The organism is Serinicoccus chungangensis (assembly GCF_006337125.1).
Classification (GTDB): domain Bacteria; phylum Actinomycetota; class Actinomycetes; order Actinomycetales; family Dermatophilaceae; genus Ornithinicoccus; species Ornithinicoccus chungangensis.
This window is the reverse complement of record NZ_CP040887.1, coordinates 176,071-192,931: the sequence shown is the minus strand read 5'-3', so window position 1 is coordinate 192,931 and position 16,861 is coordinate 176,071. Positions and strand designations below refer to the sequence as shown.

14 protein-coding genes and 1 pseudogene are annotated in these 16,861 nt (G+C 73.6%); 3 read left to right on the top strand and 12 right to left on the bottom strand.

Features of this window, described 5'->3' with window-relative positions; all coding sequences use genetic code 11:
• Nucleotides 1-2: 2 nt before the first annotated feature.
• Nucleotides 3-1,532, bottom strand: coding sequence for a cell wall-binding repeat-containing protein (locus FHD63_RS00800; RefSeq protein ID WP_139719312.1), 1,530 nt, complete (start codon nucleotides 1,530-1,532; stop codon nucleotides 3-5).
• Nucleotides 1,533-1,548: 16 nt separating this feature from the next.
• Entirely contained in the window at nucleotides 1,549-3,375 is a 1,827-nt protein-coding gene (locus tag FHD63_RS00795; RefSeq protein WP_139719310.1) for a peptidoglycan-binding domain-containing protein, read from the bottom strand.
• Nucleotides 3,376-3,769: 394 nt separating this feature from the next.
• Between FHD63_RS00795 and FHD63_RS00790 the strand changes: the two genes are divergently transcribed.
• Together FHD63_RS00790 and FHD63_RS00785 are read left to right on the top strand one after the other, a co-directional pair.
• On the top strand, nucleotides 3,770-6,469 hold the full coding sequence (locus tag FHD63_RS00790) for a cell wall-binding repeat-containing protein (protein WP_158296674.1): 2,700 nt from the start codon (nucleotides 3,770-3,772) through the stop codon (nucleotides 6,467-6,469).
• A 211-nt stretch (nucleotides 6,470-6,680) separates the two neighbouring features.
• A complete protein-coding gene (locus FHD63_RS00785; RefSeq protein ID WP_139719306.1) occupies nucleotides 6,681-7,559 on the top strand; it encodes a MerR family transcriptional regulator in 879 nt (292 codons plus the stop codon).
• An 8-nt stretch (nucleotides 7,560-7,567) separates the two neighbouring features.
• Here FHD63_RS00785 and FHD63_RS00780 read toward each other — a convergent pair whose 3' ends face one another.
• From FHD63_RS00780 to FHD63_RS00755, 7 genes and pseudogenes are all read right to left on the bottom strand, one after another.
• Entirely contained in the window at nucleotides 7,568-8,494 is a 927-nt protein-coding gene (locus FHD63_RS00780) for an ABC transporter substrate-binding protein (RefSeq protein ID WP_139719305.1), read from the bottom strand.
• 104 nt (nucleotides 8,495-8,598) lie between these two features.
• Entirely contained in the window at nucleotides 8,599-8,814 is a 216-nt protein-coding gene (locus FHD63_RS16825; protein ID WP_275100658.1) for a hypothetical protein, read from the bottom strand.
• A 91-nt stretch (nucleotides 8,815-8,905) separates the two neighbouring features.
• Nucleotides 8,906-9,289 (bottom strand): annotated as a pseudogene (locus tag FHD63_RS16820) (ABC transporter permease); the annotation flags it as partial.
• Complete coding sequence (locus tag FHD63_RS00770) at nucleotides 9,286-9,927, bottom strand: ABC transporter permease (protein ID WP_139719303.1); 642 nt, start codon at nucleotides 9,925-9,927, stop codon at nucleotides 9,286-9,288. The gene FHD63_RS00770 and the pseudogene FHD63_RS16820, both read right to left, overlap by 4 nt.
• The gene (locus tag FHD63_RS00765; protein WP_139719301.1) at nucleotides 9,924-11,003 is read right to left on the bottom strand and encodes an ABC transporter ATP-binding protein; all 1,080 of its coding nucleotides are present in this window, start codon (nucleotides 11,001-11,003) and stop codon (nucleotides 9,924-9,926) included. Before FHD63_RS00765 ends, FHD63_RS00770 begins: the two co-directional genes overlap by 4 nt.
• Before the next feature lie 125 nt (nucleotides 11,004-11,128).
• Complete coding sequence (locus FHD63_RS00760; protein WP_139719299.1) at nucleotides 11,129-12,067, bottom strand: NAD(P)H-binding protein; 939 nt, start codon at nucleotides 12,065-12,067, stop codon at nucleotides 11,129-11,131.
• 4 nt (nucleotides 12,068-12,071) lie between these two features.
• Nucleotides 12,072-12,794 (bottom strand): CPBP family intramembrane glutamic endopeptidase, encoded by a 723-nt coding sequence (locus tag FHD63_RS00755; RefSeq protein WP_139719298.1) that lies wholly within the window; start codon nucleotides 12,792-12,794, stop codon nucleotides 12,072-12,074.
• A 253-nt stretch (nucleotides 12,795-13,047) separates the two neighbouring features.
• Here FHD63_RS00755 and FHD63_RS00750 point away from each other — a divergent pair, with 253 nt between their 5' ends.
• Nucleotides 13,048-13,359, top strand: coding sequence for a hypothetical protein (locus FHD63_RS00750; protein WP_139719296.1), 312 nt, complete (start codon nucleotides 13,048-13,050; stop codon nucleotides 13,357-13,359).
• A gap of 119 nt (nucleotides 13,360-13,478) precedes the next feature.
• Here FHD63_RS00750 and FHD63_RS00745 read toward each other — a convergent pair whose 3' ends face one another.
• Genes FHD63_RS00745 through FHD63_RS00735 form a run of 3 tightly spaced genes read right to left on the bottom strand, consistent with a single transcriptional unit; the run spans nucleotide 13,479 to nucleotide 16,854 of the window.
• Complete coding sequence (locus FHD63_RS00745) at nucleotides 13,479-14,750, bottom strand: SAM-dependent methyltransferase (RefSeq protein ID WP_139719294.1); 1,272 nt, start codon at nucleotides 14,748-14,750, stop codon at nucleotides 13,479-13,481.
• Nucleotides 14,747-15,502 (bottom strand): DUF1365 domain-containing protein, encoded by a 756-nt coding sequence (locus FHD63_RS00740; RefSeq protein WP_139719292.1) that lies wholly within the window; start codon nucleotides 15,500-15,502, stop codon nucleotides 14,747-14,749. The genes FHD63_RS00745 and FHD63_RS00740 overlap by 4 nt, the downstream gene beginning before the upstream one ends.
• Nucleotides 15,499-16,854, bottom strand: a complete 1,356-nt coding sequence (locus FHD63_RS00735; protein WP_139719290.1) for an NAD(P)/FAD-dependent oxidoreductase — start codon at nucleotides 16,852-16,854, stop codon at nucleotides 15,499-15,501. Before FHD63_RS00735 ends, FHD63_RS00740 begins: the two co-directional genes overlap by 4 nt.
• Between the last annotated feature and the right edge of the window lie 7 nt (nucleotides 16,855-16,861).

Genomic DNA, 16,861 nt, shown 5'->3' with positions numbered 1-16,861 from the left:
CCTCACCCGACCTGCGCGCCGACCTGGTCCATGACGACCGAGCTCAGCGCCACCTGTCCACCGAGCAGGACCCCCCGGAGCGGGTCCATCGCCTGCAGCGCCGACCGGGCGTCGCTGACGAGCTGGTCCTGCCGGGTGAGGACGACGGGCACCCCCTGGCTGCCCGCGCGGGCGGCGCCCACGAGGGCGTCCGGGAACGAGGTGCCGGTGGCGACGTAGACGCGCGCGGGCCCGGGGTCGAACTGCCGCGCGACGGCCGCGGCCACGGCATACCGGTTGCTGCCGGTGAGGCGGGTCACCGAGCCCGACGTGTGCCGCCGCAGCTGGCTGACGACCGTGTCGGACACCGCGACCGGACCACCGACCACGACGATCCGCCCGGGGTCGAGCCGGGCGATCTGCTCCTCGACCGCCGGGTGCAGCCCGCCGGTCGGGGTGAGGAGCACCGGGGCCCCCTGGTCGCCCGCCAGGGCACCGATGGCCAGGGCGTCGGGGAAGTTGGCCCCGCTCGCGACGTAGAGGACCGGGCGACCCGGGGAGTAGGCCTGGGCGAGCGCCGCCGAGACGTCGTAGCGGGTCGCGCCGGTCACCCGGCTCGTCGCGCCGGCGTAGGCGCCGGCCTCCCGGGCGACCGCCGAGCTGACCGCACCGGTGCCGCCGAGCACCACCAGGCGCTGCGGCGAGAGACGGTCCAGCTGGGCCGCGGTCGCGCCGGGCAGGCGGTCCGAGCGGGTGAGCAGCACGGGCGCGTCGCGCTGGGCCGCGAGGGCCGAGGCGCCGATGGCGTCCGGGAAGTTCTCCCCCGTCGCGAGGTAGGCGACCGGCACCCCGGCCGGGTACGTCGCGGCGATGCGGGCGGCCGAGGCATACCGGTCCGACCCGGAGATGCGGGAGACCGGGGCGTCGCGACAGGTGTAGACCTGGACGTTGTCGACGTCCCAGCGGGTGGTGGCACCGGCCCGGCTGGTGTGCTCGAACCACGTGCCGAGGTGGCCGTTCTCGTCGTCGGTGGCGGCGGTGACGTCGTAGACCCGGCCGTCCCACGACGACCCGGCGTAGACCCGCAGGTCCACGGAGTTCATCTGCACGCGGGTGTGCGCGGAGTTGCCCTGGGTGCCGCGGGTGGACAGGGCGAGCATGGTGCGGCGGTCGACGGAGACCTTGACGTAGGGGAGGAAGAAGTGGTCGCTCGGGTCGGAGGAGGACACCACCGCCCGGGCGGCCCCGCCGTCCCGGGAGGACACCACGCCCCAGCCGTCGTTGAACCGCGACTGGGGGACGGAGGAGTCCATGCTCCAGCTGCCCACGCTCACGCGCCGCGTCATGCCCTCCGGGCAGGGTGCCTGCCCCAGGCCGGACCACCCGACCGCTCCCGGGGTGGCCGCCTGCACCTGCGACCAGCCGGGCTCCCCCTCCGCCCCGGGGTCCGCCGCCGAGGTCGCCACCATGCCGAGACCGCCGGCGCCCAGGACCCCGACAAGCAGTGCGGAGGCCAGGACAGCGCCGCCGCGACGTCGACGTGGGTGGCTCATCCGCGGGAGGGGCCGGTCAACGGCCGGCGTCCTCGACGGCCGCCTCGTGCTGCTCCCGGGCGCGCTGCCGCTCCAGCTCGGCCTCACGCTCCTGGCGCTCCTCCTCCTGGCGCTCCTTCTCCTTCGCGGCCTCCTCGCGGGCGCGCTGCGCCTCGAGGCCGGGGGCACCCGCCACGCGCTCGGCGTCGATGGCCGCCGCCTCGACCGCGACCCAGGTGGGGCCGTCGACCTCGCCGGTCGCCTCGAGCCCGGCGTCCTCCTGGACCTCGCGGACGGCCTGCGCGGTCAGCGGGCCGAAGCTGCCGTCGGCCTCGACACCGAGCAGCTCCTGGAGCACGGCCACCGCGCCGCCGGCGTAGGGGCTGTCGTCACGACCCTCGACCGCGGCGCGGGCGGCGAGCTCGCCGTCCGGGTCCGCGCCGACGTCGCGGCTGCCCTCGGCGAGCTCGACGTCGCGCAGCGCCATGGTCGGGTGCGCCGCCCGCTCGAGGTAGACCCAGGTCAGCGGGGTCACCACGGCGGGCTCGTCACCCCGCCGCTCGGCCTGCTCGGCGAGCACCGGGACGGTCTGCTCCCACTCCGCCAGCGCCTCGGCGGTCTTCGGCCCGAAGTCCCCGTCGGGCTCGGCGCCCAGGGCCTCCTGGAGCACCGTGACGGCCTTGCCCTGGTCGCCCTGGGTCACGGTGGTGCGCCGGTAGGGGGTGAACTGCGAGACCTGCCAGTCCTCGGGGGTGACCGAGAGCGCCGAGGCCGGGACCTCGTCCAGGTCCCACCCCTGGGCCGCGGCGTAGGTCAGGGCGTCCGCGACGCCGGTCGCCGGCAGCTCGTGCTCGGTCTGCCACTCGACGAGGGCGGTGCGGGTGGGCGCGTCCAGGACCCCGGTGGGCTCGATGCCGAGGACGGTCTGCAGCATCGACACCCCCGGCCCCGACTCACCGGGACGCACCCGCGCGAGGTCGCTCGCGGGGGCGGCCACGGCCGGGTCGGCGCACGGCTCGAACCGGGGGAAGGTGTGCAGCGCGGCGTACTCCCGCGTGACGGTGTCGCACGGCCCGAGGTCGGGCCGGGTCACCGCGACACCGGTCCACCAGGAGGTCCGCATCATCGCGCCGTCCCAGGTGAAGGACAGGTGCACGTGGTCGGTGTGCGGGCTGGGGCCGACGTAGTGCCGCCACTCGTTGTCGTCCTTCATGAAGACGAGGCCGTTCCAGATGATGTACTCGATGCCGAAGCGGCGCATCATCTCGCCGTCGTCCTCGGTCAGCCAGGCCACGGCGGCGTCCCCGATCCGACGCTCGTGCGGGTCGAAGGCGTCCAGCTGCCAGTCCAGGGCACGGCCGTCGTGGTGCTGGCTCATGTAGTCGATGCACGGGCGCGCACCGGTCCACCCCGGGCGGCCGTAGTGCTCGGTGAGGAGGAGTGCGAAGGCGATGACGCCCGGACGGTCCTCGGGGTCGCAGGACAGCTGGTTCTGGTATGCCGTGTCCTCGTCGACCTCGACCGGCAGGTCGTCGTTCTGCGGGGGCCCGGGGACGGGATAGGCGGGGTCCTCCGGCAGCTGCACGAAGCTCGCCGGCCCGGCGGGCGACCCGCTGTGCGAGAACCCCCCGCCCCCCGGGGCGGGCGCGACCGGCGCGCCGGTGCCCTGGGTGCCGTCGCCCTGGGTGCCGTCCGCGGGCGCGTCACCGGCGGGGTCGGGCTGGCCCTGACCGTCCCCCGGTCCGCCCGATCCCTCGGCGCCGGCGGCGACCGGTGCGGCAGGGTCGGTCGCCGGCTCCTCGTCGGCGATCGCCATGGACGAGGAGAGCGCGAGCGCCCCGGTCAGCATGGACGTCGCGAGCATGCGGGCCCCACCCCGACGTCGTCCCCCTGTGCCTGCCATCGACTGCTGACCCCTGACCTGTCTCGTGGCCGCCGGAGCGACCTGACGTATGCATGACGAGCGCCGACCACCACCTCGGCGGGACGGTCCGGCGTCGCGCTCAGCCTACGTCCCCGTGGTCGGCCGCGGTACCCCTCACCAGCCCTTCTTTACCAAGTCGTCATCCGCCCACCCTCATCCACCTCATTGAACACACGCGTCCCACGTGCATCACCTGCGCCTCGGGGCGCGCCTCCGCGGGTTCACCAGACCGTGACCTTCTCGTCAGGTGCGGGCGGCCGACCATGGGCTACGTTGCTTCCGGCGGGTTCGCCGAGGAACCTGCGACGGACACCTCATGAGGAGAACACCACGCATGTCCCCCCGTAACCCTTCCGCACGTCGTGGCCTCGTGGCCGTCGGCGCAGCGGTCGCCCTCGTCGGTGGCGGTGCCGCCGCCGCGACGAGCGCGCCCAGTCTGCCCACGGCACCCGAGATCGAGGACCCGACCCAGGTGCACCGCATCGCGGGCGCCGACCGCTACGAGACCGCCGCCGAGATCGCGCGGGCCTTCCCCGACGACGCGACGGGCACCGTGGTCGTCGCCTCGGGCCAGGCCTTCCCCGACGCGCTCAGCGCGCAGATGCCCTCCGGCTCCGCCGGTGCGGCGGGCGGGATGTCCCGGCCGGACACCGAGGGTGCCGGCCTGCCGGTGCCGATGCTGCTGACCAAGCAGGACGCCCTGCCCAGCGCGACGGCGGAGGCGCTGAACGACCTCGCGCCGAGCCAGATCATCGTCGTCGGCGGGACCGTGGCCGTGTCCGCGGCCGTCGAGACCGAGCTCGAGAGCTTCGGCGCCGAGGTGGTGCGCATCTCGGGCGAGAACCGCTACGACACCTCCGCCGAGATCGCCGGACTCTTCCCGACCGGCCTCCCCGTGCTCTACCTCGCGACCGGGACCGACTTCCCGGACGCGCTGACCGGCGGCGCCCGCGCGGGGCGTGACGGCGCCCCGATGCTGCTCACCGACCCCGACGAGCTGCGCCCGAGCACGGCCGAGGCGATCGCCGCGCTGCAGCCGCAGTCGGTCGTCGTCCTCGGCGGGTCCGGCGCCGTGTCCGACGACGTGGTCGAGGCCGTGACGGGGATGGTGCCCGACACCACCCGGGTCTTCGGCGCCAACCGCTACGAGACCGCCGTCGCGCTGGCCTCCTCCTACGAGTTCGACTCGGTGTCCTACCTCGCCAGCGGCCAGGACTACCCCGACGCGCTCACCGGCGGGGCGCTGGCGGCCTTCCACGGGGGTCCGCTGCTGCTGAGCCGCGCCACGGAGGTCCCCGAGCCCACGGTCGCGGAGCTCGACCGGCTCTCGCCGCAGGGCCTCGTGCTGTTCGGCGGGGAGGGCGCCCTCTCCGAGGCGGGCGTCGCCCTCCCCCTCGAGACGTGGCTGCCGCTCTGGGTCGACGAGCTCGTCGTGCAGATGCTGTCGTTCAACGACTACCACGGCCACATCGAGGAGGAGGACGGGACGCTCGACGAGGAGCAGGACCCCGACCAGAACCTCGTCGGTGGCGCGGTCAACCTCAGCTCGACACTGGACGCCCTGCGGACCCGGTCCTTCGAGGACCAGACGCTGACGGTGGCCGCGGGTGACCTCATCGGTGGGTCGACCTTCGTCTCCGGCCTCTTCCAGGACGAGCCGTCCGTGGAGACCCTCGAGGTCGCCGGCCTGGACATCTCCGGGGTCGGCAACCACGAGTTCGACGAGGGCGTGGACGAGCTCCTGCGCATGCAGGAGGGCGGCTGCCACCCCGAGCGCGGCTGCTTCGGCGACGAGCCCTACGACGGCGCGGACTTCCAGTGGCTGGCCGCCAACGTCGTGGACAAGGAGTCCGGCGAGCCCATTCTGCCGGCCACCGAGGTGCGCACCGTCGACGGCGTCGACGTGGGCTTCATCGGGATGACCCTGGAGGAGACCCCGACCCTGGTCAGCCCCGGCGGCGTCGCCAGCGTCGACTTCCTCGACGAGGTCGAGACCGCCAACGCCCAGGCGGCCGCGCTGCGCGAGCAGGGCGTCGAGTCGATCGTCGTGCTGCTGCACGAGGGTGGCTACCAGACCGGTACCTACGACCAGTGCGAGGGCATCTCCGGTCCGGTCGTCGAGATCGCCGAGAACCTCGACCCGGCCATCGACGCCGTCGTCACCGGCCACACCCACCAGCCCTACGTCTGCTCGATCCCGGACCCGGCCGGCGCCGACCGCCTGGTCACCAGCGCCAACCAGTACGGCCGGGTCGTCACCGAGACCGCGCTGACCGTCTCCCGCACCTCCGGTGACGTGACCCGCGACCGGGCCTACGCCGACAACCACCTGGTGCTGCAGTCCATCGCGGACGACCCGGAGATGGCCGAGGTCGTCGACACCTGGGTCGCCCGGGCGGAGGTCCTGGCGGGCGAGGTCGTCGGCACCGTCGCCGAGGACATCACGGGTGACGCCGGTGGGGACCGCGGCGTCGAGACGCCGATGGCCGACCTCGTCGCCGACTCGATCCTCGCCGGCACCGACGGCGCCGACGAGGGCGGGGCGCAGATCTCCTTCATGAACGTCGGCGGGGTGCGCGCGAGCCTGCTCGTCGACCAGATCAGCAACGACGAGGAGGCGGGCGAGGTCACCTACCAGGAGGCCTACAACGTCATGCCGTTCGGCAACATCCTCGTCTCGATCGACATGACCGGCGCCCAGATCAAGGCCGTCCTCGAGCAGCAGTACGTCCCCGACCGTGGTCGGCAGTACCTCGCGCTGGGTGTGTCGGAGGGCTTCACCTACACCTGGGACGACAGCCAGCCCGAGGGCAGCAAGGTGAGCGAGATGGCGCTGGACGGCGTCCCGCTGGAGATGGACGGGACCTACCGGGTCTCGACCCTCAACTTCCTCCAGCAGGGTGGCGACAGCTTCACCGCGTTCACCGAGGGCACCAACCTCGTCGGAGGCCCCGAGGACCTCGCGAACCTGGTGGACTACCTGCGGGCCAACCCGGGGCTCACCGCACCGGAGAGCCGCGTCGACGGTCTCTGAGCCGCACGGTCCCACGGCGCGGCGCGCCGTGGGGCCGACCGAGGGCCGCCACCCGCACGGGTGGCGGCCCTCGGTGCGTCCGCACGAGCCCCCGACCGATGCAGGCCTCCGATGTCGGCACCTGACCGAAGCCCCCGCCACGCGGTACAGTCGCCCTAGGCTGTTCAACGATCGTCACACTTTTGTCCTAGATGGAGAGGCGGCCGCGACCATGGGGCAGGCGCGCTACACGGTCAAGCAGGTGGCCGACCTCACGGGCGTGGCCCCCGCCACGCTGCGCGCCTGGGAGCGCCGGTACGCCGTCGTCGAGCCGCAGCGCAGCAGCTCGCGCTACCGGCTCTACGACGACACCGACATCCGGCGGCTGAGCCGCATGGCCGAGCTGGTGCGCGGGGGCAGCCCGGCCTCGCTCGCCGCGACGCAGGTCCAGGCGGAGGCTCTCGAACCGGCCGACACCGCCGACCTCCCCGCCGTCGAGGGTCCCCCCGTCGCGGACCTCATCCTCGCCGCGCAGCGCTACGACCAGACCCTGCTCACCGGGGTGCTCGACCGGGCCCTGGCGCGCACCTCCTTCGAGCACGCGCTCGAGGGATGGCTCATGCCCGCCCTCACCGAGCTGGGTCGGGCCTGGGAGCGCGGCGAGGTCGACGTCGCCAGCGAGCACTTCGTCTCGGCCGCGGTGCACCGTCGGCTGTCGGCCGCCTTCGACGCGGCCGGTCTCAACGAGGGCGCCCCGGTGGCGCTGGTCGGGCTGCCGCCCGGGGCGCTGCACCAGCTCGGCGCGCTGGCCTTCGCGGTGTGCCTGCGTCGGCAGGGGATCGACGTGCGGTTCCTCGGCGCGGACGTCCCGGTCGCGAGCTGGGACCACTCGGTGCGCACCCTCGGACCGGCGGGCGTCGTGGTCTCGGTGCCGATGCCGCGCGACGCGGAGCCAGCCGCCGAGCTCATCGAGCGGCTGACCGAGGCCTACCCCGCCGTCCCGGTGTGGATCGGCGGCCACGGGAGCTCGAGCCACGCCCTCGGCCGGACGCTCCCCCGCTCGGCCGTGGAGGCCGCGCGCGCCGTGTCGCGCGACCTCCTACGGCGCTGAGGGGCGGCTCAGAGGTTCTCGTCGACGAACTCCCGGGCGACCTCGGCCGGGTCCTGACCCTCGGTCTGCACCTGCACCATCATCGAGGTGAGGTTCTCCGTGTTCAGCGCCGCCGAGACCTCGTTGAGGGCCTCCTCGATGGTCGGGTTGACCGCGTCGGCGCGGATGAGCGGCACGACGTTCTGCGCGGCGAAGAGGGACTCCGGGTCCTCCAGGACGACGAAGTCGTTCTCCTCGATGGCCGGGTTGGTGGTGAAGATGTTGGCCACGTCGACCTGGCCGTTGGCCAGGGACTGCACGGTGAGGTTGGCGCCGGCCGCGAGCGAGCGGAAACCGGCGAACTCCAGCCCGTAGACCTCCTGCAGCCCGTCGACGCCGTTGGGTCGGGTCTCGAACTCCGGGGGGCCGCCGAGGGTCAGGTCGCCGGCGTGGTCGGCCAGGTCGCCGATGCTCGTGAGGTCCAGCTCCTCGGCGGTCTCGCTGGTGACGACCAGGGAGTCCTTGTCCTCGGCCTCGCTGATCTCCAGGACCTGCAGGTCGTCAGGCAGGTTCTCCTGCAGGTCCTGCAGGACGTCCTCGGAGGAGGTCGCGGTGATCTCCGGGTTGAGGTAGGTCGCCAGCCCGCCGGTGTACTCCGGCAGCGCGTCGATCGACCCGTCCTGGATGCCGGCGATGTAGGCCTCGCGGCTGCCGATGTTGAGCTGGGTGTCCACCTCCACGCCGGCGTCGGAGAGCGCCGCGGCGTAGATCTCGGCGAGCAGCTCGTTCTCCGGGAAGTTGGCCGACCCGATGGTGATGCTGCCGGCTCCGGCGTCGCCGCTGCTGCCGGCGTCGTCGCCGCCGCCGCCGGTGTCCATGGGGTCGCTGCCGCCGCCGCAGGCGGCCAGGCCGAGGGTCGCGCTCAGGGCGAGGGTGATGACTGCGGTGCGTCGCATGAGGGGTGTCCTCCCGGTGGGGTTGGGTTGTCTGGTCGAACGTCGGGTCCGGTGGGGGTATGCCGTGGCGTGGGTCACGATGTGGTCACGAGATCGGTGGGTGCTCAGTGCTCCTTGGCGACGACGAGCCCGGGTGAGACGACGAGCCGCTGGATGCCGGCCATCACCAGGTCGACCAGCAGCGCCAGCAGGGCCACGACGATCGCGCCACCGGCCATGACCTCGTACTGGCGGGAGGCCTGGCCGTCGATGAGGTAGCGGCCCAGGCCACCGATGCCCACGATGGCGGCGATGGTGGCGGTGGCGATGATCTGCAGCATGGCCGAGCGCAGCCCGGACAGCAGCAGCGGGGAGGGCCGCCGGCACCTCCACCTGCCACAGGATCTGCGCCTCGGTCATCCCGACCCCGCGCGCCGCGTCCCGGGCCGCCGGGTCGACCGCCTCGACCCCGGCATACGTGCCGGACAGGACGGGCGGGATCGCGAGCAGCACGAGCACCAGGACGACCGGCAGCTCGAAGGCCAGGTCGCCGCTCAACCGCGGCAGGAGCAGCAGGGTCGCGACGAAGAGGACCCCGAGCGAGGGGATCGCACGGAACGCGCCGGCCAGGTTGATCGCCAGCCAGCGCCCCCGTCCGGTGTGGCCGATGAACAGTCCCACGGGCACGGCGACCAGCGCCGCCAGGACCAGCGCGACGAGGGAGATCCGCAGGTGCGTGATGCTCTGGGCGATGATCCCCCCGGGGCCCGTCCAGGTGGCGGGATCGGTGAGCCACTGCCAGGTCAGGGAGATCATCGGGCCACCCCCGCCCGCAGCCAGGGGGTCAGCGCCCGGGAGAGCAGCGCGATGCCCGCGTCCAGGACGAGCGCGAGCGCGACGCACGCGACGATGCCCACGACGATCGGGCCCATGTCGTTGCGGTTGAAGCCCTCGGTGAAGAGCTGCCCGAGCTGGCTCACCCCGATGAGCGCGGCCACCGAGACGATGGAGACGTTGCTCACCGCCGCGACGCGCAGCCCGGCGGTGATGACCGGCACGGCCAGCGGCAGGTCCACGACGAGGGTGCGGCGCAGCTCGCCGTAGCCCATGGCCGTGGCCGCCTGGCGGGTCGCCCCGGGCACCGAGCCCAGACCGTCGGCGACCGTGCGGGTGAGCAGCGCGATCGAGTACAGGGTCATCGCCACCAGGACGTTGGCGTCGTCCAGGACCCGGGTCCCGAGCAGCAGCGGAAGCAGGATGAACAGCGCCAGCGAGGGGATGGTGTAGAGCAGCCCGGTGCCCGCGATCATCGGTGGGGCGAGCCAGCGGTAGCGCGTCGCCAGCCACCCGAGGGGCAGGCTGATGAGCAGACCCACGAGCAGCGGCACCCCGGCGAGGTAAAGGTGGCGCAGGAGGAGGTCACCGACGGTGGACCAGGCGACTCCCCCGATCACGCGGCGCTCCCGCCCCGGGCCCTGATCGCCTCCAGGACCCGCTCGGGCACGACGGTCCCGACCACCCGGCCGTCCTCGACCACGACCCCGCGGCCGGAGGGCGCGGAGAGCGCGGCGTCGAGGAAGACCCGGGCCGAGTCACCGACCTCGGCGAGCGAGCCCATACGGTGCAGCTCCTCCTCCCGCACCGGCCCGCCGGAGCCGCCCTGGCGGTCCACCCAGCCGAGCGGCCGACCCTCCTCGTCGACGACGAGGACCCAGCCGCGGCCGGCCGGGACGTCCTCGCCCAGCGCGACGGTCTGCTCCGGGTCGGACTCGACCTGCGTGGTGGTGAACCCCAGCTTGCGGTAGCCGCGGTCCTTGCCGACGAAGCTGGCCACGAAGTCGTCGGCGGGCTCGGTGAGCAGCTCCCCGGGACTGGCGAGCTGGGCCAGGTGCCCGCCCTGGCGCATGACGGCGACGTGGTCGCCGAGGCTGATGGCCTCGTCGATGTCGTGGGTGACGAGCACGACGGTGATCCCCAGCTCGCGCTGCAGGCGGCGCACCTCGTTCTGGAGGTCGGTGCGCACCAGCGGGTCGACCGCGCTGAAGGGCTCGTCCATGAGCACCACCTCCGGGTCGCTGGCGAGCGCCCGCGCCACGCCGACGCGCTGCTGCTGCCCCCCGGAGAGCTGGGCCGGGTAGCGCGAGGCCTGGTCGGCGGTGAGCCCCACCTTCTCGATCGCCTCCATCGCGGCGGTGCGGGCGCGACCCTTGTCCCACCCGATGAGGGTGGGCACCGTCATGACGTTGGCGAGCACGGTGCGGTGCGGGAACAGCCCGGCGTGCTGGATGACGTAGCCGATGGAGCGGCGCAGCCGGGCCGGCTTCCGGTCGGCGACGTCCTCGTCGTTGATGAGGATCCGCCCCTCCGTGGGCTCGACCATGCGGTTGATCATCCGCAGGCTCGTCGTCTTGCCGCACCCGGAGGGTCCGACGAAGACCGTGATGCCGCCTCGCGGCACCTCCAGGCTGAGGTCGTCCACCGCGGTCGTGCCGTCGGGGTACCTCTTGGTCACGCTCTCGAAGCGGATCATCCCCCAGACCCTACGGGCTGGGACCGACACCGGCACCCCAGGCGGTCTCCGGGCGGGCGACGTCGTGCGCACCCCGGAGACCCGGGTGGAGAGCAGGGCCAGAGCCTCATACCCGGTCCGACCGGCTAGCGGCTGCCGACGGCGGCCCGCACCGCGTCGCGGTACGGGGTGGCTCCCCCGGGCGGGGCCCCCACCATCTCCTTGAGGTCGTCCTCCTGGCAGACGACCTCGTGGACCAGCGAGCCGACGAGCGGCTTGGCCACCCCGGCGTCGACGGGCGTGACCAGACCCACCCAGTGGCTGGCGAGCCACGGGGTGAGCACGGGCAGCGTGACGATCATCCGGTGCCGCAGCCCGGTCTCCTCGGCGAAGCCCTGCATCATCGCCTTGTAGGTCAGCACGTCCGGACCGCCGACGTCGAAGGTCCGGTTGACCTCGGGCGGGAGGTCCGCCGCCGCGACGAGGTAGTGCAGCACGTCGTCGATCCCCACCGGCTGGATCCGGTTCTTGAGCCACTTCGGGGCCACCATCACCGGCAGCCTCTTGGTGAGGTGCCGCAGCATCTCGAAGCTGGCCGAGCCCGAGCCGATGACCGTCGCGGCCTGCAGCACGGCGGTCGGCACCCCGCAGGCCATGAGGATCTCGCCGACCTCGACCCGGGAGGCCAGGTGCTTGGAGAGCTTGCCCTGCGGGTGCAGCCCGGAGAGGTAGACGATCCTGCGCACGCCGGCCTCGCGGGCCGCGCGGCCGAACTCGCGGGCGAGCCGCCGGTCCCGCTCGACGAAGTCGCCCGAGCCGTCCATGGAGTGGATGAAGTAGTAGGCGAGGTCGGCACCCTCCAGCGCCTGGGCCAGGTCCTCGGGGTCGTTGGCGTCACCCTCGGTCGCCTCGACGCGGTCGGCCCACTCCTGCGGCAGCTTGTCGGCCGACCGGGTGAGGGCCCGGACGGTGTAGCCGGCGTCCAGCAGGCGGGGGACGAGGAGTCCTCCGACGTAGCCGGTGGCGCCGGTGACCAGCGCCACTCGGGGGTCGCCGGCGGGGGTGGTGGAGGGGGAGGTGGTCATGGTGTCAGCTCACGATCGACAGGAGAGGGGGCAGGATGAGGAGCATCCCGGAGGACCAGGTGATGTGGGTGATGGCCGGGCCGAGGATCCCACCGGTGACTCGGCGCTGCAGCCCGCAGACCAGCCCCAGGCATACGGCGGCGAAGACGAGCAACGGCACGCCGGCCACCACCGTCGTCAGGGCGTAGATGGCCGTCGTCGCGATGACGGTCCAACGCTCCGGGATGGCGGCGTACAGCGCTCCGCGGAAGAAGATCTCCTCCGCGATGCCGTTCATGACGGTGATGACCAGCACGAGCGGGACCGAGGCGAAGCGCACGTGGTCCAGCAGCTCGTTGACCGGGCCGAGCAGGAACGGCACCTGCGCGATGAGGAGGGCACCGGCGGTGAACACGGCGAGCAGCAGCGCACCGAGGGCGAGGGACTGCACCACGGGGCGTGCGTAGGACTCTCCCCGACGGGTGTTGCCGCGCCCGAGGTAGAGGCGCCCCGAGGCGAAGGCCCCGAGCACCCAGGTGGCGGCGAGGGCGGTGCTGCCCAGGTAGAAGAGCGGGTTGCCCGGCTCGAGACGCAGGGACCACCACAGCAGGGCGGTCCCCACGACAAGGGTCAGCCCGGCCACCACCTGGCGCCGGAGCCGGACCGCGGGCGGGTCACGGTGGTCACGGGGCACCTTGGTCACCAGGGCAGCCCGGAGGAAGGCGCGCAGCTCGGTGACGGGGTTCACGCTTGCCCACCCTGCCTCACCTGCCACCGGACCGCCTCCCGAAGCCTGTCGCACCGCACGTGACAAACATTGTGCAGCCGTCGGTCTGCCGACCGCAACCGGTGGTGGCGGGACCCGGAGAGACTGCACCAGGCCGCGACATGCCCCAGGGAGCGACCTTCGACAAACCCTTGACACACGGCTGCGGTCAGCACCATGCTCGACGGAGCCGGACCGCTCGGTCCGGCGAACCGGACTCAAGGAGGAGACCGTCATGATCAAGCCCGCCGCCGCCGCCCTCGCGGCCCTGTCCCTCGCCGCGCTGGCCGCGGGCCCCGCCGCCGCCGCACCGGCACGACCCGACGTCGAGTGCCAGCGCGCAGGCCTGTCGGTGCTGCGCGACGCGGGGCTGCTCAGCTCCGTCGCCCGGGACGGCCTCCCGTTGGCGACCGCGGTCTCGGTCGGCGTCACCGTCCGCGACGGAGCCGACATCTCCGGCGTCCCGGACCCGATCCCGCTGTCGGTCGTGCTCGCCGACCACCGCGCCGGTGACCAGAGCCTCTTCGTCTACCCCTGGTGCGGGTGAGCTGAGCGCCCCGCGCGGGGCCCGCCCCTCGTAGGTCGCCGCCGCACCGGACGTCCGGTGCGGCGGCAGCGCACGTCCGGTGCGGCGGCAGCGCACGTCCGGTGCGGGTGCCGGAGGCGTCAGCCCGCCGCCACGGGCCCGCGCACCGGACGGTTGAGGACCACCTGACCCACGCCGATCGTGCCGGCCGTGAACCCGGCCTGGCAGTAGGCGAGGTAGAACTCCCAGATCCGGCGGAACCGCTCGTCGAAGCCCAGCTCGGCGATCCGCGGCCAGGCCTCGCCGAAGGTCGTGCGCCACCGGCGCAAGGTCTCGGCGTAGTGCTGACCGAAGGTGTGCACCTCGCGCAGCCGCAGCGAGGTGTGCGCCGTGCACGTGCGCTCCATCGCGTCGACGCTGGGAAGCGCCCCTCCGGGGAAGACGTACTTCTGGATCCAGCCGTAGGTGTTGCGCGTCGAGAGGTAGCGGTCGTGCGGCAGCGTGATCGCCTGCACCACCGCCGTCCCGCCCGGCGCCAGCCTGGCGTCGATGGTGCCGAAGTAGGTCGGCCAGAACTCCTCGCCGACCGCCTCGACCATCTCGACCGACACCACGGCGTCGAACTCGCCCTCGACCTCGCGGTAGTCCTGGACCCGCACCTCGACCCGGTCCGCCAGCCCGGCCTCGGCCACCCGCTTCTCGGCCCACGCCGCCTGCTCGCGCGAGAGGGTGATCGTGCGCACCTGCGCCCCGCGCTCCGCGGCCCGGACGGCCAGCGTGCCCCACCCCGTCCCGATCTCCAGGAGCCGGGTCCCCTCCTGGACCCGGGCCCGGTCCAGCGCCGTGTCGACCTTGCGCAGCTGCGCGTCCTCGAGCGTCTGGTCGTGCCACGGGGCGTCCTCGTCGAAGAGGGCGCACGAGTAGGTCATCGACGCGTCCAGGAAGGCCGCGAACATCTCGTTGGACAGGTCGTAGTGGGCCTCGATGTTGCGGCGCGACCCGGCCAGGGTGTTGCGGGTCGAGCGGGGCAACGCCTGGTCGGCGAGGTGCCGCAGGGCCCGCAGCGGGCGTGGCAGGCCGTCGCCCAGCCGCTGGGCGAAGGGGAGCAGCACGGCGGCGAGGTCGTGACCGGGGGCCGGGCTCCAGTCCCCCTCGGTGTAGCCCTCTCCCACCGCCACCTTGTGCGAGGCGCCCAGGCGGGCGTAGAAGCGATCCGGCTCGTGCATGACGACGGCGGGCCGGGCGGCCGGGTCGGCGCCCGCGCCCCCGGCCGGGTCGCGGTGCGGGTCGTCGTCGCGACGGATCTCGACGTCGACCCGGCGCAGCACCTGCTCCATGACCTGCCGGGCGGCGGCGGCGCGGGCCCGCGCCACTGGGTCGGAGCGGACGGGGATCGGGGCTGGACCGGTCATCGGACGGCCTCCTTCGGGTGGGTGGGTCGGTCGTGGATCGGCAGCCGGCGCCACAGGCGCAGCCCGTGCAGCCGGATGAGGAGCGTGACGACCTGCGGCATGAGGGCGTGCCGACGCACGACCCGGGCCACCGCCGCCCGCGTCGCCGGGCGGGGTCTGCCGTCGGTCACCGCGGTGATGACCCGCTCGCCGTCGCGGTCGAGGCCGATGCCCACGACGACCCGGTCCGGGGCCAGGCGCAGGGACACGGCATACCGCCCGCGGGTGTCGTTGAAGGGGGAGACGTAGAACTCCTTGTCCATCCCCCCTCGGCCGGCCCCGTCCAGGTCGAGCAGGTAGCCGTGCCGCTCGCCGTAGGTGTTGTGCACCTCGAGGACGACCGTGCGCAGGTCTCCGCCGCTGGTCAGCACCCAGAACACGGTGAGCGGGTCGAAGACGTAGCCCAGCACCCGCGCGTTGGCGAGCATGAGCACCTGGTCGTCCGGCGCCACCGTCACCCCGCGCCGGGCGCAGAAGCGTTCGAGGTCACCGCGCAGCCCGCCGCCGAGCCGGCCCCCGTCCAGGTGGTCGCTCGCGGAGAACCCGCTGACGAGGCGCCGCCACCCGCGGTGCGTGGGCAGGTCGTCGAGGTCGACGAGCCACTGGTAGGCGCGGTAGCGGAAGGCGTGGTGCACCGGTCGGTGCCGGGTGTGCGCCACCGTCCCGACGACCAGGGCGGGCACCGGCGGCGGCTCGAGGACCGCACTCCTCATGCCACCCCGCCGATCGCGAGCTCCCCCTCCAGCCGCCGCACGGCCTGCAGACCCGAGCGTGCGCCGTCCTCGTGGAAGCCCCAGCCCAGGTGCGCCCCGGCGTAGGCCAGCCTCGGCCCTCCCGCCTCGCGCAGTCGCGCCGCGGCCTCGATCGCCTCGTGCGTGAACACCGGATGAGCGTACTCCCGCTCCACGAGCACCCGGCGCGGGTCGACCCGCCCGACGTGGTTGAGGGTGACGACGTAGTCGTCACGGACCTCGGGACCCAGCCGGTGCAGGGTGTTCATCCAGTAGCTCACGAGCACCCGGTCGTCCCGGGCCTCGCACCCCGTGAGGCGGTAGTTCCACGCCGCCCTGGCGCGGCGCGCGGTCGGCAGCACCCCCGGGTCGGTGTGCAGCACGGTCGGGTTGAGCGAGTAGCGGATGGACCCGAGGTCGGCGCGCTCGGCGTCGGTGGCGTCGGTGAGCACCCGCAGGGCGACGTCCGCGTGCGTCGCGAGGACCACCCGGTCGACGGTCTCGGTGGCCGGCGCGGCACCACCGGTGCTCACCTCGACCCGGTCCGCGTGCCGGCGCACCGCCGTCACGGGGGCACCGGTGCGCACGGTCGAGCCCGCCGCCAGCAGCGCCTCACGGATGCGCTCGACGTAGACCCGGCTGCCGCCGACGACCGTGCGCCAGGTCGGCGACCCGCCCACGGTGAGCAGGCCGTGGTGGTCGAGGAACTCGAAGAGGTGGTGGGCGGGGTAGGCCGCGGCGTCCTCGTGCCCGGAGGACCACACGCAGGAGATGAGCGGGATGGCGTAGTGCTGCACGAAGTAGGGGTCGAAGCGACCGCGCTCGAGGAAGCCTCCCCAGGTGATCGGCGCGGCCTCGCCGCGGCGGGCGGCCGCGAGCTCGGCGAGCGCCGCGCGGTGGAAGCGGGGCACCTCGCGCAGCAGCCGACGGTAGCGACCGTCCAGCACCCGGGTCGGCTGCGCCAGCAGCCCGCTGAGGCCCTTGGCGCCGGCGAAGGACAGCCCGCACCCGTCGCAGGTGATCGACATCGACATCTCCGTCTCCTGCGTGGGGATGTCGAGCTCGTCGAAGATCCTCCGCAGGACCGGGTAGGTGCGGTCGTTGTGCACGATGAACCCGGAGTCGACCGCCAGCCGCTCCCCCCGGTCGGTGACCACGTCGTGGGTGTCGGCGTGGCCGCCCAGGCGGGCGTCGGACTCGAGCAGCAGCACCCGGTGGGTGTGGCGCAGGTGGTATGCCGCGCTCAGCCCCGCGACGCCGGCACCGACCACGGCGACGGTGGGTCGGTGGTCGGCCGCGTCGGGGGCGGGGGTCCTCGTCGTGGCGGTGGTCATGGGGGGT